The organism is Streptosporangium sp. NBC_01810, assembly GCF_035917355.1.
In the GTDB taxonomy this organism is placed as follows: domain Bacteria; phylum Actinomycetota; class Actinomycetes; order Streptosporangiales; family Streptosporangiaceae; genus Streptosporangium.
Genome location: NZ_CP109070.1, coordinates 3,451,942 through 3,473,373 on the forward strand (window position 1 = coordinate 3,451,942; position 21,432 = coordinate 3,473,373).

A 21,432-nucleotide genomic window follows, 5' to 3' on the forward strand; every position below is an offset into this window, starting at 1 on the left:
GCCGGCCCGCCGGTCACCAGTTCGCGACCTCGAACATCGCACCTGGACGGATGTCCCCGGACGGGGCGGGCCTCAGGGCCGGGGCACTCTCGGCACCGCCGCCCGCCGCCCTGTCACCGCCGCTCGGCAGCGTGTCCAGGATCATCTCCCAAGTGCCGTCCAGGCACCAGCGGCGGTGCCGGTTGTAGACGGTCTTCCACTTGCCGTAGACCTCGGGCAGCTTCCGCCAGGGGCAGCCGGTCCTGGTACGGAAGAACACCCCGTCGATGATCGTGCGGTGATCGGCCCACCGGTTCCCCTGCCTGGCGTGAGCGGGCAGTAACGGCGCCAGCCGTGCCCACTCGTCGTCGGTCAGGTCATCACGTCTAAGCCGGTCTTCCACGCCACCATGATCTACACCATCCGCGCTGGAAGAGCCACTCGAAGGCGTGCCGCCGGCGCCGTGGACACGGTCAGGACGCCTGACTGAACTGAGTCCGGTAGAGCTCGGCGTAGACCGCCCCCCTGCTCAGCAGCTCCTCGTGCCGGCCCCGCTCGACGATGCGGCCGTCCTGCACCACCAGGATCTGGTCGGCCTCGCGGATCGTGGACAGCCGGTGGGCGATGACCAGCGAGGTGCGTCCGGCCAGCGCGACCTTCAGCGCCTGCTGGACGGCGGCCTCGGACTCGGAGTCCAGATGCGCGGTGGCCTCGTCGAGGATGACCACGCGAGGCGCCTTGAGCAGCAGTCTCGCCAGGGCCAGCCGCTGCTTCTCCCCGCCGGACAGCCGGTGGCCCCGGTCGCCCACCACGGTCTCCAGCCCCTCGGGCATGTCCATGACCAACTCGGCGATCTGGGCGGCCCGCAGCGCCTCCCAGATCTCCTCCTCACTCGCCTCGGGCCTGGCGTAGCGGAGGTTGGCCCCGATGGTGTCGTGGAACAGGTGAGCGTCCTGCATGACGACCCCCACGGTGTCGCGCAGGGAGGCCAGGGTGGCGTCGCGCACATCCAGGCCGTTGATCCGGACCGCACCCCCGCTGACGTCGTAGAGGCGTGAGAGCAGGCCGGTGATCGTCGTCTTTCCCGCTCCGGAGGGGCCGACCAGGGCGACCATCTGGCCGGGGCGGGCGGTGTAGGTGACGCCGCGCAGCACCTCGTGGCCGGGCCCGGTGTCGGGGCGGGCCACCGCCTCCAGTGAGGCCAGCGACACCTCCGAGGCCAAGGGATACCTGAACCGGACGTCGTCGAACTCGACGGAGACCGGCCCCTCGGGAAGAGGCCTGGCATCGGACCGCTCGGCGACCATGGGCCGCAGGTCGAGCACCTCGAAGACCCTGTCGAAGCTGACCAGCGCGGTCATCACGTCCACGTGCACGTTCGACAGGCTCGTCAGCGGGCCGTACAGGCGCATCAGGAGGGCGGCGAGGGCCACCAGGGTTCCGAGCTCGAAGACGCCGGAGACGGCCAGCACGCCGCCCAGGCCGTACACCAGGGCGGTGGCCAGCGCCGCCACCAGGCCGAGCGCGACCCGGAAGACCGTCCCGTACATGCCCACGGTGACGCCGACGTCGCGAACCCGCCCCGCCTTGCCGCCGAAGGCGTCGGCCTCGTCGTCCGGGCGGCCGTACAGCTTGGCGACCATCGCACCGGCTACGTTGAACCGCTCGGTCATCATGGAGCTCATCTCGGCGTCGAGCTCCATCTGCTCGCGGGTGAGCCCGGACATCTTCCTGCCGACCCACTTGGCGGGGAAGACGAAGATCGGCAGCAGTACGAGGGCGACGAGGGTGATCTGCCACGAGAGCACCAGCATGGCGCCCAGGACCAGCACCAGCATGACCACGTTGGCCACGACCGATGACAGCGTGCTGGTCAGGGCGCGCTGGGCTCCGATGACGTCGGTGTTGAGCCGGGAGACCAGGGCGCCGGTCTGGGTGCGGGTGAAGAAGGCCACGGGCATGCGCTGGACGTGGTCGAAGACCTCGGTGCGCAGGTTGTAGATGAGGCCCTCACCGATCCGCGCGGAGAACCAGCGCTGGGCCAGGGTGAGCACCGCGTCCGCGACCGCCAGGCCCGCGATGACCAGCGCGAGGGCGATCACCACCCCCTGGCGCCTCGCGACGATGCCGTCATCGATGATCGCCTTCATCAGCAGCGGGTTGGCGATCACGATGACCGAGCCGACCACCACCAGCGCGAGGAAGGCCGCGATATGCCGCGAGAACGGCCTGGCGTAGCGGGCGATGCGCCTGACCGTGCCCGGCGCCAGACGCTCCTTGGTCACCGAGCTGTCACGCCGGAGCGAGTGCATCATCTGGGGGCCGAAGCCCCCACCCATCATTGCCATCTGGCCTCCTCTCCCGGTGCGAGCACCGGGAGAGGCACACTCATTCCCTCATCAGCTTGAGGCGAACACCCGCGGCTCGCCCGAATGGGCCGCTTGACCTCTCCCCACGGCTGAGCCCCGGAGGTCGCGACCGTCTCGGGTCGGGTCTCTCGCGTGAAAGCCAGACGGGCTACCCGAAAAGCGCCTTGATACGTGCCTCCTGCTCGCGTGCCTCGGCCGCGGCCTGTTCCTCCAGTGTGCGCCCCGAAGCACCCTGGAGCAGCCGCTTGGTCGCCGTCGCGGCGTCGCGGTTGGTCGCCAGCAGCGCGGCGGTCAGGTCGCGCACGGCCTCCGTCAGCTCTCCCGGTGCGACGACCAGCTCGGCCAGGCCGATCCTGGCCGCCTCCTGCGCCCCCACGACGCGGGCGGTCAGGCAGATCTCGATGGCCCGGGACAGGCCCACCAGATCGACCAGCGGCTTGGTGCCGGTCAGGTCGGGGACCAGCCCGAGAGCCGGCTCCTTCATGCACAGCTTGGCGTCGTCCGCCAGGACCCGCAGGTCACAGGCGAGCGCCAGCTGAAACCCCGCGCCTACCGCGTGGCCCTGCACAGCTGCCACGGAGACGATGTCGGGACGCCTCAGCCAGAGAAAACCCCGCTGGGCCGACGCCACCCGGTCGACGAAAGCCGTCTCCTCGAGTGTCGCCAGGGACGTGAACGTCCCCTGCCCTGGTACCCCCTCCGGTGTGAACATCCTCAGATCGATCCCCGCCGAGAAGGACGGCCCCTCACCTCTGATCACGACGACCCTCACCTGCTGCGGCAGGTTGTTACCGATATGAGCCAGAGCCGACCAGGTGGCGAACGTCTGAGCGTTTCGCTTCTCCGGACGGTCCAGCGTGATCGTCGCGATCTCGCCGTCCACCTCGTAGCGCAGACCGACCTCCTTGAGAGAGATCTCCTCCGCACTCCCCCCGAACACCGCTTCCACCATCGCCCGTTCTCCCACCTTCCGTTTCCGCCTCGCCCGACCCTATCGACTCTCCAGAATGAGGTTCTATAGGCTCGGGCGGGAACGGCTGCGGCGTGTGGGGGACGAGCGGCTGCGGTCGCGCGTTCCGAGGTGGAGTCAGCGCTTGGACTTGCCTCGGGTGGCGCCACCACGCCCGCGCAGAGTCACACCGGACTCGCTCAGGATGCGGTGGATGAACCCGTACGACCTGCCGGTCGAAGCGGCCAGAGCACGGATGCTTTCACCCGCGCTGTAGCGCTTCTTGAGATCGGAGGCCAGTTTTTCACGGTCGGCCCCGGTAACCCGGGTGCCCTTCTTGAGAGTCTCGGCCACGAGTACCTCCTGTAGTGCCAGACTTCCGCAGCGTTACACACGCCATGATCAGTCATTTCAGCGAGATCGGCTACCTACTCCACGGGAAAAGATCCGTACCCGCTCAAATTAAGATCACGCAAGTGCCACAAGATCGGAAAATTCGTCGCTCCATGCGTCTTCAACTCCGTCAGGCAGCAAGATCACCCTATCGGGTCGTAGAGCCTCCACAGCACCCTCATCATGCGTGACAAGCACAATCGCCCCAGAATAGGACGTTAGCGCCGAAAGAACCTGCTCTCGACTGGCCGGATCGAGGTTGTTCGTGGGCTCGTCGAGGAGGAGGACGTTGGCCGCCGACAGCACCAGCGTGGCCAGTGCCAGCCGCGTCTTCTCCCCTCCCGACAGCACCCCCGCAGGCTTGTCCACGTCGTCGCCGGTGAACAGGAACGAGCCCAGAACCTTGCGCAACTCCACGTCGGGAAGCTCTCCCCCGGCCGAGCGCATGTTCTCCAGCACGCTGCGGCCGGGGTCGATCGTCTCATGCTCCTGCGCGTAGTAGCCCAGCTTGAGCCCGTGACCGGCCTTGACCGCCCCGGTGTCGGGCTCCTCGACGCCACCCAGGATGCGCAGGAGAGTGGTCTTTCCCGCGCCGTTCAGACCCAGGATCACGACCCTGCTGCCCCTGTCGACCGCGGCGTCGACGTCCGTGAAGACCTCCAGGGAGCCATACGACTTCGACAGCCCCTCCGCCATGATCGGGGTGCGCCCGCACGGAGCGGGCTGGGGGAAGCGCAGCTTGGCGACCTTGTCGCTGCGCCGCTCCACCTCCAGGCCGGAAAGCAGGCGCTCGGCGCGGCGCTGCATGTCCTGCGCGGCCTTGGCCTTGGTGGCCTTGGCACGCATCTTGTCGGCCTGCGACATCAGGGCGGAGGCCTGCTTCTCGGCGTTGGCGCGCTCGCGCCTCCTGCGCTTCTCGTCGGTCTCCCGCTGGGCCAGATAGGACTTCCAGCCGACGTTGTAGGTGTCGATCACCGAACGGTTGGCGTCGAGGTGCAGGACGCGGTTTACCGTCGCTTCAAGAAGACCCACGTCGTGGCTGATAATGATCAAGCCGCCCTGGTGAGATCGTAAAAAATCACGAAGCCACCCGATTGAGTCCGCATCTAGGTGGTTTGTCGGCTCGTCAAGAAGGAGAGTCTCTGCCCCGCTGAAGAGGATCCGAGCCAACTCCACCCGCCTGCGCTGCCCTCCGGAGAGGGTCTCCAACGGCTGGCCGAGCACCCGGTCCGGCAGCCCCAGGCTGGAGGCGATCGAGGCGGCCTCCGACTCCGCGGCGTACCCGCCCAGCACGTGCAGACGGTCCTCCAGGCGCCCGTAGGCGCGCACGGCGCGGTCTCTGGTGCGATCGTCGGCCGAGGACATGCCCAGCTCGGCCTCGCGCAGCTCGCGCAGCACCTCATCCAGCCCGCGGGCCGACAGGATGCGGTCGCGGGCCAGCACGTGCAGATCACCGGTGCGCGGGTCCTGCGGCAGATAGCCGACCTCGCCACTGATGGAGACCGTGCCCGAGGCCGCCGCCCCCTCCCCCGCGAGCACCCGGGTCAGCGTGGTCTTTCCGGCCCCGTTACGGCCGACGAGCCCGATCTTGTCACCGGGGTTCACCCGGAACGACGCGCCCTCGATGAGCAGGCGGGCCCCGGCCCGCAGTTCGATGTCAGAAGCTACGATCATGGTTGGAGAACACTCCCAGCAGGAAATACACAGGCTCACTTCACTGTGGCCGAACCCGCCGCGCCCTGTGTCTCCCGGCTCTCGGCTCGGCCGTCTCGCCTTCATCGGGACGACGGTCAATCGGGAGTGCGCATACCGATCAGTGTACGGCGCGGCAACACCTGGGCTCTCCTCGATTACGTGGGATCGCTCACCCTGATGCGGACCGCGCGAAACCCGGCGGGGGTGTCCTTGAGGACCACCAGCCTCGGATCGGGGACCGTCAGGAAGGGCTCGGCCTCCAGCGCGAAGACCGGGGCGAGCCTGCGGTCGGAGCGCAACGCGTCGACCGCGCGCCGGTCTCCGCCAAGCACGACAGCCTCCAGCTCGCCCACCCACGGCCCCAGGACGCGCAGCGCCACCTCGGCCGCCGCCTCGTGCGCCTGGTCCACCTGCTTCTCCCTGCGCCGGGCGAAACGCCGCTGTGACCAGCCACCCGCCGCGCTGCGCCCGTGAACCGGCCGCGAACCGACCTTGGAGGAGAGCAGCTCCTCACCCTGGAAGATCCCCGCCGCGTGGCCGCCCAGCCGGACGAGCAGCACCCCGACCCTGCGCTCGGTGCGCACGTGGGTGACCAGACGCGCCAGCGGACCGCCCCCGGACGGGGTCAGCGGCGGGAACGGCACCTGGCACTCGGCGACCGCGCCGTCCGCGCCTTCGAGGCGTACGACCGAGACCGAGGCCGTCACCCCCGACGGGCCGTGCCTGTCGACGAAACCGTCGATCCAGCGGTTCAGGCGGTCGGGCGCCACCGAGACCCAGCGGCCTCCCCCCTTGGCCGGTCGCGACGTCATGAAACGCGACACTACCGGCTGACCTCGCGGAACACACGATCTCGCCGACCAAATCCAACGAACAGCGAAATATCAGTGAACATCGCTGCACGTTGCTTCTGTGATGCCACAGCAACCCCCATCCTTCTGAATGTGACGACCAGAGCGCACGTCAACCCGCAGGCCTCCGCAGCGGCCCCCGCGAGCCTCACGCCTGTCGTCGACCTCGACACCGGAGGCGTCATCGCACTCCAGGCGGGAGGCGAGGGCCGCGGGAACATCTCCACCACGATCCAGACGGTGCACGACGCCGCCGCCGGCGAGACCCTGCTCCCGCTGGTGCTGACCCTGCCGACGGTCGCGGTGATCGGCGGCACGGCCGCACTGGCACCGCTCCACGAGGCCCTCCGCGCGTCCGGGCGGCGACCCCGCGAGGTGATCCTCACCGTACGGGGCGACTTCGCCCAGTTCGAGCGCCGCTCCCTGATCGTCGGCCTGGACGGCCTGCGCGCCATCGGCTACCTCATCGCGGTGGGCGACCTGGGCACCGGGCACATCCCGCTGGACCTTCTCGCCGACGCCGCACCGTACCTGGCGGTGATCTCCCCGGACCTGATCGCCCAGGTGCCCCGCGACCCGCGCCGCACCGCGATCGGCGAGGGTCTGGCCCGGCTCGCCAGGGAGGCGGGCGCGCACGTGCTGGCCTCCGGCGTGAGCGACGAGGCCCAGCTCTCCGCACTCCGCGGCTGGGGGGTACGGCTCGCACAGGGCCCGCTGCTGACCCCCGGACCGTCCGGCCGGGTGCACGTGCCGCTCCCGGTCGTCGAGCAGGAGCCGTCTCGGTTCACGCTCGGTCCACGCGTCCAGGAGTTCCTGCTACCCGCGGTGACCCTGCCCTACGAGGCCACCGCCGAGGCCGTGATCAACGCCTTCGGCGGCGAGCCGTCCATCACCAGCGTGGTCCTCGTCGACGAGTACCAGCGTCCCAGGGGCAGCCTCGACCGTAGCCGCTTCCTGCTGTCGATCTCCGGCCGGTTCGGCCACGCCCTGCACGGCAGGAAACCCGCCGGACGGCTGGCCGACCCCGCCCGCGCGGTTCCCAAGACGACCTCCGCCATCGCGGCCATGCAGGTCGCGGGGCGCGACGCCGAGCGCGTCTACGACGACCTGGTGGTCACCGACGAGGTCGGCCGCTGCATGGGCATCGTGCGGGTCTCCGACCTGATCCGCCAGGTCGCGTCCATGCGCCACTGAGGCACGGCCCGGCTCGCCGGCATCCGGGATCGTGGGGTTTCCGCACCGGCCCCGACGCCTTTACAAAGTAGATTCACAGCAGCGATCACCGCCCCGGAGCGGACAGGCCGGGCGGCGGACACCATCACCGCACTTCGGTGACGTATGGTACGAGTTAGGTTCACCTAACTTTGACTCCCCCGGAGTGGCGTATGGCAGACGAGAAACCCGCGCGCAAGGTGACGAGCGTCCGGGTCCAGCGGGTCGAACGGCTCACCCCGCACATGATCCGGGTGGTGCTCGGCGGCCAGGGGCTTGCCGGTTTCCACGCGGACGAGTACACGGACCACTACGTGAAGCTGCTGTTCGCCCCGGCGGGGGTGAGCTACCCGCAGCCGTTCGATCTGGAGGCGATCCGCCGTGACCTGCCCCGCGAGCAGTGGCCCACCACCCGCACCTACACCGTCCGCCACTGGGACGCCGACGCGGGCGAGCTGACGATCGACTTCGTCCACCACGGCGACAGCGGCCTCGCGGGGCCGTGGGCCGACCGGGTCCAACCGGGTGAGGAGATCTGTTTCTTCGGCCCGGGTGGGGCCTACACCCCCGATCCGGAAGCCGGCTGGCACCTGTTCGCGGGAGACGAGAGCGCGCTGCCGGCCATCGCCGCCTCCCTGGGGCACCTTCCCGCCGGGGCTCGGGCCTGGGCCTTCATCGAGATCGAGGACCCCGGGGAGGAGCAGCGACTCGACTCCCCTGGCGACGTGAAGATCGTCTGGCTACACCGCATGGGTGCCCCGTTCGGTGAGCGGCTGGTCAGGGCGGTCCGTGAACTGGACTTCCCCGACGGCACCGTGCACGCCTTCGTCCACGGCGAGGCGGGCTTCGTCCGCGAGCTCAGGCGCCACCTGCGCACCGAGCGCGGCATCCCGCTGTCCCAGCTGTCCATCTCGGGCTACTGGCGCCTGGGCCGCGACGACGAGGCATGGCGCTCCTCCAAGCGCGAGTGGAACGAGCAGATCGAGGCCGAGGAGGCCGCGGCACTCTCCTCGTGAACCCGCCTCAGAGCCGGCCCTGGGTGCGGGCGCGCTCGACCGCCTCGATGCGGTTGCGGGCGTGCGTCTTACGGAATCGTCAGCCGCGTCCCCGCCGCCTCCAGGGCGGCACGGGCGCCGTCCAGCTCGCCGGCGACGATCTCCAGCACCGGGAAGCACCGGGAAGCACCGGGAAGCACCGGTAGACCAGGCCGATGGAGATCCCCGACAGCCGCCGGAGGCGGGACGGACGCTCGTCCGTCCCGCCGTTGGAAGTGACATTTGTCAGATCCGGGACACCGCCGCAGACCCGGACCGACAGGCACCGCAGGGACAGCGGTCAGGCGCGCCGTGAGGCGGGCGTCCCCGCGGCGCGCCGGGTCAGATCCGGCAGGCGAAGATGGCGGTCACCAGGATGGCCTTGGCGCCGATCTCCCAGAGCTGGTCCATGACCTGCTGGTGCCCCTTGCGCGGGACCATGGCCCGGACCGCGACCCAGCCCTCCCGGTGCAGCGGGGAGACCGTGGGACCCTCCATCCCGGGGGTGAGGGCGATGGCCTCCTCGATCCGCTCGGCGCGGATGTCGTAGTCCATCATCACGTAGTCACGCGCCATCAGCACGCCCTGCAGGCGGCGGACGAGCTGCTGCAGGCCCGGGGTCTGCACGGCGCCGATCCGCTTGATCAGCACACCCTCGGAGTGGGCGATCGGCTCGCCGAACACCTCCAGGCCGATGTTGCGCAGCGTGGTGCCGGTCTCCACGACGTCGGCCACGGCATCGGCCACGCCCAGCCGGATGGCGGTCTCGACGGCGCCGTCCAGCTTGATCACCCGGGCGTCGACGCCCTGCTCGGCCAGGTAGGACTCCAGCAGGCCCTTGTAGGAGGTGGCGATGCGCCTGCCCTTGAGGTCGGCGGCGGAGTCGAAGTCACCCGGGTTCGCGGCGAAGCGGAAGGTGGAGCGGCCGAAACCGAGCGGGATGATCTCCTCGACCTGTGCCCCGGAGTCGTGGAGCATGTCGCGGCCGGTGATCCCGGCCTCCAGGGTGCCCTCGCCGACATAGACGGCGATGTCCTTGGGCCGCAGGAAGAACAGCTCGCAGGAGTTCTCCGGGTCGACGACCACGAGCTCCTTGCTGTCCTTGCGGGCGCGGTATCCGGCTTCCTTGAGTATCGTCTGGGCGGCCTCGGTGAGGGCGCCCTTGTTCGGTACGGCGATGCGAAGCATGGCTGGGTTCCTTATGTGTGGACGGGATCTGCCTACGGACCGGAAGCCGGGCGCACCGGCTCACAGATGCTTGTAGACCTCGTCCAGCCCGATCCCCTTGGCGATCATGAGGACCTGCACGTGGTAGAGGAGCTGGGAGATCTCCTCGGCCGCCCGTTCGTTCGACTCGTGCTCGGCCGCCATCCAGCTCTCGGCGGCCTCCTCCACGACCTTCTTGCCGATGGCATGGACCCCGGCGTCCAGCGCGGCCACGGTGCCCGAGCCCTCGGGCCGGGTGCGCGCCTTGTCGGACAGCTCGGCGTACAGCTCTTCGAAGGTCTTCATGATCTCTCTCGGCGTCGTCGGATGTGCGCGTCAAGCCTAACGGGCTCGCCGACCCAAACGTGTGCGGGTCCACCCGCGCGTGCCGCGAGCCGCCGGCTGCTCTCCGGAGATCACCACTCCGGTCGACCGTCCCGCGACCGAGTCGGTGACGACTCCGGCCGGAGAACCCCGAAGGGGCCGGTACGGCGTGCGCCGTACCGGCCCCTTCGGGGTTCTCACCGGGTTATCTCTTGGAGGCCCTACGAGGTGATCAGCGGCCGTAGCGGCTGCCGCCGCGCGGGGCGGAGCCGCGGCCGTCGGCGCGGAACTCGCCGCCGCGGAAGCCGCCGCCCTGACGGTCACCGCGGAAGGGCTCGCGCTCGCCCGCGGGACGCTCGGAGCGGAAACCGCCGCCGGCCGGGGCCGGACGGTCTGCGCGGAACGGCTCGCGCCGCTCGCCACCGCGGTAACCGCCCGCCGGACGCTCGGAACGGAAGCCGCCACCGGCCGGGCGCTCGCCGCGGTCGGAGCGGTAGCCGCCGCCCGCGGGACGGTCGGAGCGGAAACCGCCGCCGGCCGGGCGCTCGGAACGGTACTGGCCGCCGCGGGAGTCGTCGCCGAAGGCACGCTCACGGGGCTGCTGGCCCTCGCCGTGGGCGGGACGCTCGGAGCGGAAGCGGCGCGGGCCACGCCCGCCGCCGTTGCCGCCGAAACCGCCGCGCCCCTGGCGCTGCTTGGCGGCCGGAGCCGAGGGCTCCCAGACCGGGATCGGCTCGCCGCTGGGGGTACGCGCACCGGCGACCTCCTCCAGGCGCGGGTGGCCCGGGGTGACCTTGACGCGGAACGGCTTGATGCCCGCGCGGCGGGTCATCGCGTCGGTGGAGCGGCGCTCGTTGGGGAGCACCAGCGTCATGACGGTGCCCTTCTCCCCGGCGCGGGCGGTGCGGCCGCCGCGGTGCAGGTAGCTCTTGTGGTCCTGGGGCGGGTCGACGTGCAGCACAAGGCTGATGTTGTCGACGTGGATGCCACGGGCCGCGACGTCCGTGCAGACCAGGACGTTGATCGTGCCTTCCTTGAACTCGGCCAGGATGCGGGTGCGCTGGTTCTGGCGCTTGCCGCCGTGCAGGCCGCCGGCCTTGATGCCGACCTGGGCGAGCTGCTTGCACAGCCGGTCCACGCCGTGCTGGGTGCGCACGAAGATGATGGTCCGGCCCTCGCGGTTGGCGATCTCGGCGGTCACCGGGAACTTGTCGTCGCGGTGCACCTCCAGCACGTGGTGCTCCATGGTGTCGACCGAGGAGGCGGCCGGGGCCATGGAGTGGGTCACCGGGTTGGTGAGGAAGCGGCGGACGAGCTTGTCCACGTCACCGTCAAGGGTCGCGGAGAACAGCAGGCGCTGGCTGTCGGCCGGGGTCTGCTGCAGGATCGCGCTGACGACCGGGAAGAAGCCGAGGTCGCACATGTGGTCGGCCTCGTCGAGGATCGTCACCTGGACCTCGTCCAGCATGCACTCACCCTGCTGCATGAGGTCGGTCAGGCGGCCGGGGGTGGCCACCACGACCTCGACGCCGCGGCGCAGCGCCTCGATCTGACGACCCATGGACATGCCGCCGACAACGGTCTTCATCCGCAGCGACAGGCCACGGCCGAGGGGCTCCAGCGCGTCGGTCACCTGCATGGCGAGCTCGCGGGTCGGCACCAGCACGACGGCCAGCGGGTGGCCGGGGCGGGCCTTGGCTCCGGCGATGCGAGTCATCATGGGCAGGCCGAAGGCGAGCGTCTTACCCGAGCCGGTCTGGCCGCGGCCGAGGACGTCGTGGCCGGCGAGGATGTCGGGGATCGTGGCCCGCTGGATGGGGAAGGGACTGTCGATGCCCGCACGGGAGAGACCGGTCACCAGCGGCTTCGGCAGACCGAGGAGGGTGAACTCGGACGTGCCTGCGGAGACCTGGGAGATTTCGGTGATTTCGGGCAGAACAGCGTCAAGCATGGTCACGAAGACTCGTGCCTTTCGATAGAAGAACGGGGCACGTCACTTCTGCGAAAGGACGAGCCTGGAACGCGCGGCCTGAGGCCGCGCTTGATCAACACCCACATGGGGGTGGTAGTGCGGTGCAAGTCGAGGCGCACCGCACGGGGCGGGTCTAGCATTACCCGCACGCAGTCAAACCACGATCAAGCATACCCGGCGTTCGCAGTGCCGAGTTCGGTCGGGGCGTCCGGCATCAGCCGGCCGCTTGTCCGTCGGTTGGAGTTAACACTCCCAGCCGGGCTTTTCTTCCCGGCCTCGGAGATCCTCTCACACAATCGGGTACGGCCCGAACCCGGGGGGTGCGAGCCGTACCGAAAACCGCGTCTCAGACGTTGAAACCGAGCATCCTGAGCTGCTCGCGACCCTCGTCAGTGATCTTGTCCGGGCCCCACGGCGGGAGCCAGACCCAGTTGATCTTCACATTGGAGACCATACCGTTCAGGGCCGAGTGCGCCTGGTCCTCGATGACGTCGGTCAGCGGGCAGGCCGCGCTGGTCAGCGTCATGTCGATGGTGGCGACCGGCAACGCGTCCCCCTCGCCCCCTTCGGCGGGGTCCAGGTGGAGCCCGTAGATCAGGCCCAGGTCGACCACGTTGATGCCGAGTTCGGGGTCCACGACGTCCTTGAGGGCCTCCATGACCTCGTCATGGGTGGTGTCCCCGTCGTACGCCGTGGTCGGCGTCTCAACAGCCTTGCTCATTTCATGCTCCTCACGACCGCGTCCTTGTAGGCCATCCAGGCCAGTAGCGCGCACTTCACCCGAGCGGGAAACTTCGCGACCCCCGCGAAGGCCACGGCGTCGCCCAGCACGTCCTCGTCCGCCTCGACCTTCCCCCGGCCCTGCATGAGCCGGGTGAACTCCTCCACGACGCCGAGCGAGTCGTCGACGGTCGAGCCGGTGGCCAGCTCGTGCAGCACCGAGGCCGCGGCCTGGCTGATGGAACAGCCCTGCCCGTCGTAGGAGACGTCCTCGACCTTGCCGCCGTCGCCCAGCTTCACCCGCATGGTGATCTCGTCGCCGCACGTCGGGTTCACATGGTGGACCTCGGCGTCGTACGGGTCGCGAAGACCCCTCCCCTGCGGGTGTTTGTAGTGCTCCAGGATCAGCTCCTGGTACATGGACTCGGCGATCATAGGGTCGTGCTCACCTTCTCGTTCGCTGCGCCGTACGCTCGCGCGTCGCCGGACGCCGTGCCGTGGGCGTGTGGCGCCCGCCGTTCGCTCGCCCGCCGGCTCGACTGCTCGGGCATGACTAGGCGAACACCTTCCGCACGTGGTGGAGGCCGCGGACCAGAGCGTCGATCTCGGCCGGTGTGTTGTACAGGTAGAAGGACGCCCGCGTGGTCGCGGGAATCCCGAATCTCAGGTGGAGCGGACGAGCGCAGTGATGCCCCACGCGTACCGCCACGCCGAAGTTGTCATCCAGGATCTGCCCGACATCGTGCGGGTGAATCCCCTCCAGCGTGAACGAGACGGTGCCGCCGCGGTCGGCGAGGTCCAGCGGGCCGATCACCTTCAGACCCGGGATCTCCCCCAGCGACCCGAGCGCGTAGGCGGTGAGCTCGTGCTCGTGCCGGACGACGGCGTCCATCCCGATCTCGGACAGGTAGTCGACCGCGGCGCCGAGACCGATGGCCTCGACGATCGGCGGCGTGCCCGCCTCGAACTTGTGCGGCGCGGGCGCGTAGGTCGAGTGATCCATCCAGACCGCCTCGATCATCTCGCCGCCGCCCAGGAACGGGGGCATGGCCGAAAGCAGCTCACCGCGGGCCCACAGCACGCCGATCCCCGAGGGGCCGACGACCTTGTGGCCGGTGAAGGCCAGGAAGTCGACACCCAGCGCGGCCACGTCCACCTTCTGGTGGGGCACCGACTGCGAGGCGTCGAGCATCATCAGCGCGCCGACCTCGCGGACCCTGGCGAGCACCGGGGCGACCGGGTTGACCGTGCCCAGCACGTTCGACTGGTGCACGATCGAGACGATCTTCGTGCGCTCGGTGACGAGTTCGTCGAGGTTCGACAGGTCCAGCCGGCCGGAGTCGGTGACGGAGAACCAGCGCAGCGTCGCGCCCGTGCGCTGCGCGAGCATCTGCCACGGCACGATGTTGGAGTGGTGCTCCATCTCGGAGATGACGATCTCGTCGCCGGGGCCGAGCCGGAAGCGCGGGTCCTCGCCGATGGGGTTGCCGAAGGCGTACGCCACCAGGTTGAGCGCCTCGGAGGCGTTCTTGGTGAAGACCACCTCGTCACGGTCGGGCGCGCCGATGAAGGCGGCGACCTTGTCGCGGGCGTTCTCGTACGCCTCGGTGGACTCGGCGCCCAGCGCGTGCATGGCGCGGCCGACGTTGCTGTAGTGCATCGCCATGTGCTCGCGCATCGCCTCGACCACCTGGGTGGGCTTCTGCGCGGAGTTCCCCGAGTCGAGATAGATCAGCGGCCTGCCGCCGGGAAGCTCTCGGGAGAGGACCGGGAAGTCCTTCCTGATCCTCTCCACGTCAAAGCCGGTGTCCACCATCAGGCCGACGCCTTCGTGTACGCCTCGTAGCCTTCGTCCTCAAGCCTGTCGGCGAGCTCGGGGCCACCCTGCTCCACGATCCGCCCCGCGGAGAAGACATGGACGAAGTCCGGCTTCACATAACGCAGGATGCGGGTGTAGTGGGTGATGAGCAGCACGCCGGTCTCGCCGCCCGAGCGGAAGCGGTTGATCCCCTCGGAGACCACGCGCAGCGCGTCGACGTCGAGGCCGGAGTCGGTCTCGTCGAGAACCGCGATCTTCGGCTTGAGCAGCTCCAGCTGGAGGATCTCGTGGCGCTTCTTCTCACCGCCGGAGAAGCCCTCGTTGACATTGCGCTGGGCGAAGGCCGCGTCGATGGACAGGGCGTCCATGCCGGACTTGAGGTCCTTGGCGAACTGGCGGAGCTTGGGGGCCTCGCCACGGACGGAGGTGACCGCGGTGCGCAGGAAGTTGGAGACGCTGACACCGGGGACCTCGACCGGGTACTGCATGGCGAGGAACAGTCCGGCGCGGGCGCGCTCGTCGACGGTCAGCTCCAGCAGGTCGACCCCGTCGAGCAGGACCTGGCCGCCGGTGATCGTGTACTTGGGGTGACCGGCGATCGCGTACGCGAGCGTGGACTTGCCCGAGCCGTTGGGGCCCATGATGGCGTGGGTCTCGCCGGCCCGCACGGTCAGGTTGACGCCGCGCAGGATCTCCTTGTCGGCGACGTTGACGTGCAGGTCGCGGATCTCCAGGGTGGAACCCGAGGGAACTCGGCTCGTGTCAGACACTTTTATGACTCCTTCGAGAGCGAGACGAGGACGTCATCGCCGTCGATCTTGACTCGGTAGACGGGGACGGGCTTGATGGCGGGCGGACCGGTGGGCTTGCCCGAACGCAGGTCGAAGCACGAACCGTGCAGCCAGCACTCCAGGGTGCCGTCGTAGACCTCCCCCTCGCTGAGTTTCACCTCCGCGTGGGAGCACACGTCGTGTAGCGCGTAGACCTCATCGCCCCGGCGGACCAGGGCGACGGGAGTCTCGCCCACCTCGATGCCGATCACGCCCTCGTCGGGGATGTCGGCGAGCTTGCAGACCTTCTCGAACGTCACTTCTCAAGCTCCGCCTCGACCCGGGCGAGCACTCGCTCGCGAAGCTCGGAGACCTCGATCTTCTCCACCAGTTGCGCGAAGAAGCCCCTGATGACGAGGCGACGCGCGTCCTCGTAGGGGATCCCGCGGGCCTGCAGGTAGAAGAGGTGCTCGTCGTCGAGGCGGCCGGAGGTGCTGGCGTGGCCGGCACCGGCGACCTCTCCGGTGAGGATCTCCAGGTTGGGCACCGAGTCGGCGCGGGCGCCGTCGGTGAGCAGCAGGTTGCGGTTGAGCTCGTAGGTGTCGGTGCCCTCGGCCTCGACCCGGATGATGACGTCGCCGATCCAGACCGCGTGGGCGTCCTGGCCCTGCAGCGCGCCGCGGTAGTCGACGTTGCTCCGGCAGCCGGGCCGGGAGTGGTCGACGAGCAGGCGGTGCTCCAGGTGCTGGCCGGCGTCGACGAAGTAGAGGCCGTTCAGCTCGGCGTCGCCGCCGGGACCGTCGTAGGAGACCGACGGGGAGAGCCGGACCAGGTCGCCTCCGAGGGTGACCACGAAGCTGCGGAAGGTCGCGTCCTTGGAGAGCAGGGCGTGGTGGTGGGAGACGTGCACGGCGCCGTCCGCCCAGTCCTGCAGGCTGATGACCTTGAGCGTGGCGCCCTCGCCCACGACGAACTCGACGTTGTCGGCGTAGAGCGCGCTGCCCTGGTGGTCGAGGACGACCACGGCCTCGGCCATCGGCTCCAGCTTCACGACCGTGTGGCCGTAGGCTGCGCCCCGGCCGGACCCGGTGAGGGTGACCACCGTCGGGGTGGAGACGACGACCTCGCGCGCCACCGTGATCACGGTGGCCTTCTCGAAGGAGGCGTAGGCCTGGGCGCTGACCCGGTCGGCGGGCACGTAGGCCCGGCCGAGCCGCGCGTCGTCGCGGCCGACGGTCTCCACGGTGACCTCGGGGGCGGCGTCGACGTGCACGACCACGTTCGCGGAGGCCGCGACGCCCTCGTGCAGCCCCTTGAGCCGGGAGAGCGGGGTGAAGCGCCACTCCTCCTCCCGGCCGGTCGGTACCGCGAAGTCCGCCACGTCGTACGAGGCCTTCTCGTGGAGCGTCGACAAGGGTTTTGCGGTGTCGAGACCCATCAGCCGACGGCTCCTTCCATCTGCAGTTCGATCAGGCGGTTCAGCTCCAGGGCGTACTCCATCGGGAGCTCGCGGGCGATCGGCTCGACGAAGCCCCGGACGATCATCGCCATGGCCTCGTCCTCGCCCATGCCGCGGCTCATCAGATAGAAGAGCTGGTCGTCGGAGACCTTGGAGACGGTGGCCTCGTGCCCCATGGAGACGTCGTCCTCACGCACGTCCACGTAGGGGTAGGTGTCGGAGCGGCTGATCTGGTCGACGAGCAGCGCGTCGCACTTGACGGTGCTGGCACTGCCGTACGCGCCCTCCTCGATCTGGACCAGACCGCGGTAGGAGGTGCGGCCGCCGCCCCTGGCGACGGACTTGGAGATCACCGAGGAGCTGGTGTTCGGCGCGAGGTGCACCATCTTGGAGCCGGCGTCCTGGTGCTGGCCCTCACCGGCGAAGGCCACGCTGAGGGTCTCGCCCTTGGCGTGCTCGCCCATCAGGTAGATGGCCGGGTACTTCATGGTGACCTTGGAACCGATGTTGCCGTCGACCCACTCCATGGTCGCGCCCTCGTACGCCACGGCGCGCTTGGTGACCAGGTTGTAGACGTTGTTCGACCAGTTCTGGATGGTCGTGTAGCGGCAGCGCGCGCCCTTCTTCACGATGATCTCCACGACCGCGCTGTGCAGCGAGTCCGAGGAGTAGATCGGCGCGGTGCAGCCCTCGACGTAGTGGACGTAGGAGTTCTCGTCCACGATGATCAGGGTCCGCTCGAACTGGCCCATGTTCTCGGTGTTGATCCGGAAGTAGGCCTGGAGCGGAATCTCCACGTTGACGTTCGGCGGCACGTAGATGAAGCTGCCGCCGCTCCAGGTCGCCGTGTTCAGCGCGGCGAACTTGTTGTCGCCGACGGGGATCACGGTCCCGAAGTACTCCTTGAAGATCTCCTCGTGCTCCTTGAGGGCGGTGTCGGTGTCGACGAAGATGACACCCTTCTCCTCAAGGTCCTCACGGATCTTGTGGTAGACCACCTCGGACTCGTACTGGGCGGCGACGCCGGCGACCAGGCGCTGCTTCTCCGCCTCGGGGATGCCGAGCCTGTCGTAGGTGCTCTTGATGTCGTCGGGCAGGTCCTCCCAGGAGGCGGCCTGCTTCTCGGTCGAGCGCACGAAGTACTTGATGTTGTCGAAGTCGATCCCGCTGAGGTCGGAGCCCCAGTTCGGCATGGGCTTCTTGCCGAACAGGCGCAGCCCCTTCAGGCGAAGGTCCAGCATCCACTCCGGCTCGTTCTTCAGCGCGGAGATATTGCGGACGACCTCTTCGGACAGGCCGCGTCGGGCCGTCGCTCCCGCGGCGTCCGAGTCGGCCCAGCCGAACTTGTAATTCCCGAGGCCTTCCAGCTCCGGGCGGTCGGTGACAGTCACCTTCCGGTCTCCTTGCTCGATATGTCGATCGTTTCGTGGGTTGCTGGTGATTGCACCGGCGCGGATGCCGGGGAGTTCGTCGCGCGCTCCCTCGCGCCCGGCCCGGAATCCCGGTGGGGACTCACATGTGTGGTGCACACGCCATCGCCGTGGGCGATGGTCGCGAGCCGCTGCACGGGGGTGTCGAGGATGCGCGCGAACGCCTCCGTCTCGGCCTCGCACAGCTGCGGGAACTCCGCGGCCACGTGCGCCACCGGGCAGTGGTGCTGGCACAGCTGCTCGCCGCCGAGGCTGGCCTTGCTCGCCGAGGCGGCGTAGCCGTCGGCCGACAGCGCCTCGGCCAGGACGCGCACCCGCTGGTCGGCGGGGACCTCGCGCATCTCCGGCCGCAGGCGGGCGACCAGGCCGGCCACCTGTGATCGGGCGAACTCCGCGACGGCCTCCTCACCCACGCGCTCGGCCAGGAAACGCAGCGCGCTCCCGGCGAGACCGTCGTAGGCGTGCTCGAAGGCGCTCCGGCCGGCGTCCGTTATGGCGAACAGCTTGGCCGGTCGGCCACGCCCGCGCTGGCCCCGCGGCCTGGCGGTGCGCGTCTCGGCCATTCCCTCGGCCAGCAGCGCGTCCAGGTGCCTGCGGACCGCGGCGGGAGTGAGACCCAGCCGCTCGCCGAGAGCGGCGGCGGTGACGGGCCCGTGCTCCAGGATGAGCCGGGCGACACGCGCTCGCGTGCTGCGCTCGGCGGACACGACGGAGGGCCGCGCGTCGGCGGCTCCCTCGGTGCCCTGCATCCCGGTCACGTATTTCACAACATCAGTGTGCCGTAATTGCTTCCCGAGTTACAAACGAATGCTCAGTCGCCCCAAATGCGATTTGTCACGCAGGCAAGCCTTACCTAACCTGCGGAAACATTCCGCGCGCCCCTTCGCAGCCCGGTGAAGGCGACAAGCGAGGCAAGGGTGAAGGCGGCCAGGACGACGGCCATCGGCAGGGCCGAGCCCTCGCCCCCCAGACCCACCAGCGGTGCGGCGAGCGCGCCGAGCGCGAACTGCAGCACGCCTGTCAGCGCGGCGGCACTCCCGGCGATCTGCGGGGGCTGGCCGGCCAGGGCGAGCGCGGCACTGCCGGGCATGACGAAGCCCGCACCGCACATGATCACGAACAGGGCGGCGACCAGCACCGGCAGGGGCAACTGGAGCAGCGCCGTGACGAGCAGCGTCACGCCCCCGGCCAGACTGGTGAACAGCCCGATGAGGACCAGCCGGGCGGGGTCCACCCGGCGCCCGGCGAGGCGCCCGCCGATCTGCGCGGTGATGGTCAGGCCCAGGGCGTTCAGGCCGAACACCAGGGAGAAGGTCTGCGCCGAGGTGCCGTAGACCTCCTGGAGCACGAAGGGCGACCCGGAGATGTAGGCGAACATGCCCGCGAAGCCCAGGCCTCCCGCCAGGGCGGAGGCCATGAAGGACCGGTCGCCGAGCAGGTGCCAGAAGGTGACGAGGGTGTGCCGCAGCCCCCCGCCCTCGCGCTGGTCCACGGGGAGCGTCTCGCGCACCCCGGACAGCGCGGCGGCCAGCAGCAGCAGGCCGGAGACGCTCAGCGCGACGAAGACGCCCCGCCAGGAGGTGTGGTTGAGCAGTTGCGCGCCCGCGATCGGGGCCAGGATCGGCGCGAGGCCGGTCACGAGCATGAGGGTGGCGAAGATGCGGGCGATGGCCGCCCCCTCGTACAGGTCCCGGACGACCGCGCGGACGATCACCAGCGCGGCGCCGCCCGCGATGCCCTGGAGCAGGCGTAACCCGACCAGCCCGTACACCGAGGGCGAGAAGGCGCACAGCAGTGAGGCGACGGCGTAGGCGGAGATGCCGAACAGCAGCGGCCCCCGTCGGCCGCGCATGTCGCTGAGCGGGCCGGCGATGACCTGCCCGACGGAGACCCCGATGAGGCAGGCGGTGAGGGTGAGCTGCACCTGCGCCTGCCCGCTGCCCAGGTCGGCGGCGATGGCGGGGAAGGCCGGCAGATACATGTCGATCGACAGGGGGCCGATCGCGGAAAGCGCGCCCAGTATGATCAGCAGCAGCCCCCTGCGCCGCGTGCTCGGCGCCACCTCCGACGACTCGCCGACGACCGCGGTCATACCCGTTACTCCCCTTTTGATCTCAGGCCACGATGGGCCCACAGGGGCCGAAGCGTCCCAACCATCGACAGGTCATCCGAATTCCTTGATTACGGAAATTTCCGGGAAAGAATCCCAAAGCGCTGATCAGCGAAAGACCGTTGGGAGCGTCCGGCGGGCCGGGGCCGGAACTCCGGGCCGGTGCTGAGCGACCCGGACGCGTGATCCGAGAACGTGACCGGTGACCGCAGTCCCTAAACTCGTGGCCATGGAATCCCCAGCCGTCGAGATCGTCGATCTGGTCAAGAGATACGGCGGAACGACCGCGATCGACGGCCTGACCTTCAACGCCGCCCGAGGCGCGGTCACCGCCGTGCTGGGCCCCAACGGGGCCGGCAAGACCTCCACCCTGGAGATCTGCGAGGGATTCCGCCGGGCCGACGGCGGCAGTGTGAAGGTGCTCGGGCTCGATCCGTCCAGGCCGGAACTGCGGGCCAGGGTCGGCGTGATGCTCCAGGCGGGCGGCGTTCCCCCGGCGACCCGCTGCGGGCGGTGGCTGCGGCTGATGGCCCGCTTCCACGCCCACCCGCTCGACCCCGCGGCGCTGCTGGAACGGCTGGGGCTGACCGAGCACGCCCGCACCCCGTACCGGAGGCTCTCCGGCGGCCAGCAGCAGCGCGTGTCGCTGGCCGGAGCGGTCATCGGCCGGCCCGAACTGGTCTTTCTCGACGAGCCGACCGCGGGCCTGGACCCGCAGGCCAGGCACGCCTGCTGGGAGCTGGTGCGTGACCTGCGCGCGAGCGGGGTCTCGGTGGTGCTCACCACCCACCACATGGACGAGGCGGAGAAACTCTCCGACCAGATCGTGATCATCGACCGTGGCAGGGTGGTCGCCGAGGGCACGCCCTCCTCCCTCACCGGCGCCGAGCGGCAGCTGCGCTTCCGCGCCCGCCCCGGGCTCTGCCTGGACGAGTTGCTCGCCGCGCTGCCCGACGGCAGCTCGGCCAAGGAGTCGCCGGCGGGGCACTACATCATCGAGGGTCAGGTAGCGCCCGGCCTGCTGGCCACCGTGACGACCTGGTGCGCCGCCGAGGGTGTGAGCACCGACGATCTCAGCATCGAGCGGCGTACCCTGGAAGACGTCTTCCTGGAGCTGACCGGGCGCGAGCTCCGTTGACG

At 69.6% G+C, this 21,432-nt stretch carries 21 protein-coding genes; 3 read left to right on the top strand and 18 right to left on the bottom strand.

The genetic code is table 11. From position 1 onward, the window contains the following. Nucleotides 1-13: 13 nt before the first annotated feature. The 6 genes from OIE13_RS15525 to OIE13_RS15550 form a co-directional block, all read right to left on the bottom strand. On the bottom strand, nt 14-382 hold the full coding sequence (locus OIE13_RS15525; protein WP_326639075.1) for a transposase: 369 nt from the start codon (nt 380-382) through the stop codon (nt 14-16). A 70-nt stretch (nt 383-452) separates the two neighbouring features. Continuing rightward, a complete protein-coding gene (locus OIE13_RS15530) occupies nt 453-2,327 on the bottom strand; it encodes an ABC transporter ATP-binding protein (RefSeq protein WP_326639073.1) in 1,875 nt (624 codons plus the stop codon). A 169-nt stretch (nt 2,328-2,496) separates the two neighbouring features. Next, nucleotides 2,497-3,300 (bottom strand): enoyl-CoA hydratase/isomerase family protein, encoded by an 804-nt coding sequence (locus OIE13_RS15535; protein ID WP_326639071.1) that lies wholly within the window; start codon nt 3,298-3,300, stop codon nt 2,497-2,499. Nucleotides 3,301-3,435: 135 nt separating this feature from the next. Further along, nucleotides 3,436-3,651: a helix-turn-helix domain-containing protein gene (locus tag OIE13_RS15540; protein ID WP_030904785.1), complete on the bottom strand. Its 216-nt coding sequence runs from the start codon at nt 3,649-3,651 to the stop codon at nt 3,436-3,438. Nucleotides 3,652-3,765: 114 nt separating this feature from the next. After that, entirely contained in the window at nt 3,766-5,364 is a 1,599-nt protein-coding gene (locus OIE13_RS15545; protein WP_326639063.1) for an ABC-F family ATP-binding cassette domain-containing protein, read from the bottom strand. A gap of 176 nt (nt 5,365-5,540) precedes the next feature. Continuing rightward, on the bottom strand, nt 5,541-6,197 hold the full coding sequence (locus OIE13_RS15550; RefSeq protein ID WP_326830166.1) for an acVLRF1 family peptidyl-tRNA hydrolase: 657 nt from the start codon (nt 6,195-6,197) through the stop codon (nt 5,541-5,543). 132 nt (nt 6,198-6,329) lie between these two features. Here OIE13_RS15550 and OIE13_RS15555 point away from each other — a divergent pair, with 132 nt between their 5' ends. Together OIE13_RS15555 and OIE13_RS15560 are read left to right on the top strand one after the other, a co-directional pair. Continuing rightward, on the top strand, nt 6,330-7,430 hold the full coding sequence (locus OIE13_RS15555; RefSeq protein WP_326639059.1) for an EAL domain-containing protein: 1,101 nt from the start codon (nt 6,330-6,332) through the stop codon (nt 7,428-7,430). 191 nt (nt 7,431-7,621) lie between these two features. Continuing rightward, nucleotides 7,622-8,464, top strand: a complete 843-nt coding sequence (locus tag OIE13_RS15560) for a siderophore-interacting protein (protein WP_326639057.1) — start codon at nt 7,622-7,624, stop codon at nt 8,462-8,464. Between the two features lie 360 nt (nt 8,465-8,824). On the opposite strand, the gene hisG is transcribed toward OIE13_RS15560, so the two are convergent. The 12 genes from hisG to OIE13_RS15620 form a co-directional block, all read right to left on the bottom strand. Further along, entirely contained in the window at nt 8,825-9,670 is an 846-nt protein-coding gene (gene hisG, locus OIE13_RS15565) for an ATP phosphoribosyltransferase (RefSeq protein ID WP_326639055.1), read from the bottom strand. Nucleotides 9,671-9,730: 60 nt separating this feature from the next. Further along, nucleotides 9,731-9,994 carry a phosphoribosyl-ATP diphosphatase gene (locus tag OIE13_RS15570; protein WP_012892448.1) on the bottom strand — a complete coding sequence of 88 codons (264 nt, stop codon included), beginning with the start codon at nt 9,992-9,994 and terminating at the stop codon, nt 9,731-9,733. Between the two features lie 250 nt (nt 9,995-10,244). Beyond that, nucleotides 10,245-11,963 (bottom strand): DEAD/DEAH box helicase, encoded by a 1,719-nt coding sequence (locus OIE13_RS15575; RefSeq protein WP_326639046.1) that lies wholly within the window; start codon nt 11,961-11,963, stop codon nt 10,245-10,247. 367 nt (nt 11,964-12,330) lie between these two features. Further along, nucleotides 12,331-12,705, bottom strand: coding sequence for a metal-sulfur cluster assembly factor (locus OIE13_RS15580; RefSeq protein ID WP_326639044.1), 375 nt, complete (start codon nt 12,703-12,705; stop codon nt 12,331-12,333). Further along, entirely contained in the window at nt 12,702-13,139 is a 438-nt protein-coding gene (sufU, locus tag OIE13_RS15585; RefSeq protein ID WP_326639042.1) for a Fe-S cluster assembly sulfur transfer protein SufU, read from the bottom strand. The genes OIE13_RS15580 and sufU overlap by 4 nt, the downstream gene beginning before the upstream one ends. A 118-nt stretch (nt 13,140-13,257) precedes the next feature. After that, nucleotides 13,258-14,520 carry a cysteine desulfurase gene (locus OIE13_RS15590; RefSeq protein ID WP_326639040.1) on the bottom strand — a complete coding sequence of 421 codons (1,263 nt, stop codon included), beginning with the start codon at nt 14,518-14,520 and terminating at the stop codon, nt 13,258-13,260. Further along, nucleotides 14,520-15,293, bottom strand: a complete 774-nt coding sequence (gene sufC / locus OIE13_RS15595) for a Fe-S cluster assembly ATPase SufC (RefSeq protein WP_442811571.1) — start codon at nt 15,291-15,293, stop codon at nt 14,520-14,522. The genes OIE13_RS15590 and sufC overlap by 1 nt, the downstream gene beginning before the upstream one ends. Nucleotides 15,294-15,295: 2 nt before the next feature. Continuing rightward, nucleotides 15,296-15,613, bottom strand: a complete 318-nt coding sequence (locus tag OIE13_RS15600; protein WP_326639038.1) for a Rieske (2Fe-2S) protein — start codon at nt 15,611-15,613, stop codon at nt 15,296-15,298. Further along, nucleotides 15,610-16,731 (bottom strand): Fe-S cluster assembly protein SufD, encoded by a 1,122-nt coding sequence (sufD, locus tag OIE13_RS15605; protein WP_326639036.1) that lies wholly within the window; start codon nt 16,729-16,731, stop codon nt 15,610-15,612. The genes OIE13_RS15600 and sufD overlap by 4 nt, the downstream gene beginning before the upstream one ends. Continuing rightward, entirely contained in the window at nt 16,731-18,143 is a 1,413-nt protein-coding gene (gene sufB / locus OIE13_RS15610) for a Fe-S cluster assembly protein SufB (RefSeq protein WP_326639035.1), read from the bottom strand. Before sufB ends, sufD begins: the two co-directional genes overlap by 1 nt. Continuing rightward, nucleotides 18,140-18,931: a helix-turn-helix transcriptional regulator gene (locus OIE13_RS15615; protein WP_326647056.1), complete on the bottom strand. Its 792-nt coding sequence runs from the start codon at nt 18,929-18,931 to the stop codon at nt 18,140-18,142. Before OIE13_RS15615 ends, sufB begins: the two co-directional genes overlap by 4 nt. Before the next feature lie 104 nt (nt 18,932-19,035). Further along, on the bottom strand, nt 19,036-20,274 hold the full coding sequence (locus OIE13_RS15620; protein WP_326639033.1) for a multidrug effflux MFS transporter: 1,239 nt from the start codon (nt 20,272-20,274) through the stop codon (nt 19,036-19,038). A 247-nt stretch (nt 20,275-20,521) separates the two neighbouring features. Here OIE13_RS15620 and OIE13_RS15625 point away from each other — a divergent pair, with 247 nt between their 5' ends. Further along, nucleotides 20,522-21,430 carry an ABC transporter ATP-binding protein gene (locus OIE13_RS15625; protein WP_326639030.1) on the top strand — a complete coding sequence of 303 codons (909 nt, stop codon included), beginning with the start codon at nt 20,522-20,524 and terminating at the stop codon, nt 21,428-21,430. Nucleotides 21,431-21,432: the final 2 nt, after the last annotated feature.

Bases quoted from the DNA above. Each gene is read 5' to 3' on its own strand.
- OIE13_RS15530 (WP_326639073.1), bottom strand. From the start codon at position 2,327: ATGGCAATGATGGGTGGGGGCTTCGGCCCCCAGATGATGCACTCGCTC.
- OIE13_RS15535 (WP_326639071.1), bottom strand. From the start codon at position 3,300: ATGGTGGAAGCGGTGTTCGGGGGGAGTGCGGAGGAGATCTCTCTCAAG.
- OIE13_RS15545 (WP_326639063.1), bottom strand. From the start codon at position 5,364: ATGATCGTAGCTTCTGACATCGAACTGCGGGCCGGGGCCCGCCTGCTC.
- OIE13_RS15550 (WP_326830166.1), bottom strand. From the start codon at position 6,197: ATGACGTCGCGACCGGCCAAGGGGGGAGGCCGCTGGGTCTCGGTGGCG.
- OIE13_RS15560 (WP_326639057.1), top strand. From the start codon at position 7,622: ATGGCAGACGAGAAACCCGCGCGCAAGGTGACGAGCGTCCGGGTCCAG.
- hisG (WP_326639055.1), bottom strand. From the start codon at position 9,670: ATGCTTCGCATCGCCGTACCGAACAAGGGCGCCCTCACCGAGGCCGCC.
- OIE13_RS15570 (WP_012892448.1), bottom strand. From the start codon at position 9,994: ATGAAGACCTTCGAAGAGCTGTACGCCGAGCTGTCCGACAAGGCGCGC.
- OIE13_RS15575 (WP_326639046.1), bottom strand. From the start codon at position 11,963: ATGCTTGACGCTGTTCTGCCCGAAATCACCGAAATCTCCCAGGTCTCC.
- OIE13_RS15580 (WP_326639044.1), bottom strand. From the start codon at position 12,705: ATGAGCAAGGCTGTTGAGACGCCGACCACGGCGTACGACGGGGACACC.
- sufU (WP_326639042.1), bottom strand. From the start codon at position 13,139: ATGATCGCCGAGTCCATGTACCAGGAGCTGATCCTGGAGCACTACAAA.
- OIE13_RS15590 (WP_326639040.1), bottom strand. From the start codon at position 14,520: ATGGTGGACACCGGCTTTGACGTGGAGAGGATCAGGAAGGACTTCCCG.
- sufD (WP_326639036.1), bottom strand. From the start codon at position 16,731: ATGGGTCTCGACACCGCAAAACCCTTGTCGACGCTCCACGAGAAGGCC.
- OIE13_RS15615 (WP_326647056.1), bottom strand. From the start codon at position 18,931: ATGCAGGGCACCGAGGGAGCCGCCGACGCGCGGCCCTCCGTCGTGTCC.
- OIE13_RS15620 (WP_326639033.1), bottom strand. From the start codon at position 20,274: ATGACCGCGGTCGTCGGCGAGTCGTCGGAGGTGGCGCCGAGCACGCGG.
- OIE13_RS15625 (WP_326639030.1), top strand. From the start codon at position 20,522: ATGGAATCCCCAGCCGTCGAGATCGTCGATCTGGTCAAGAGATACGGC.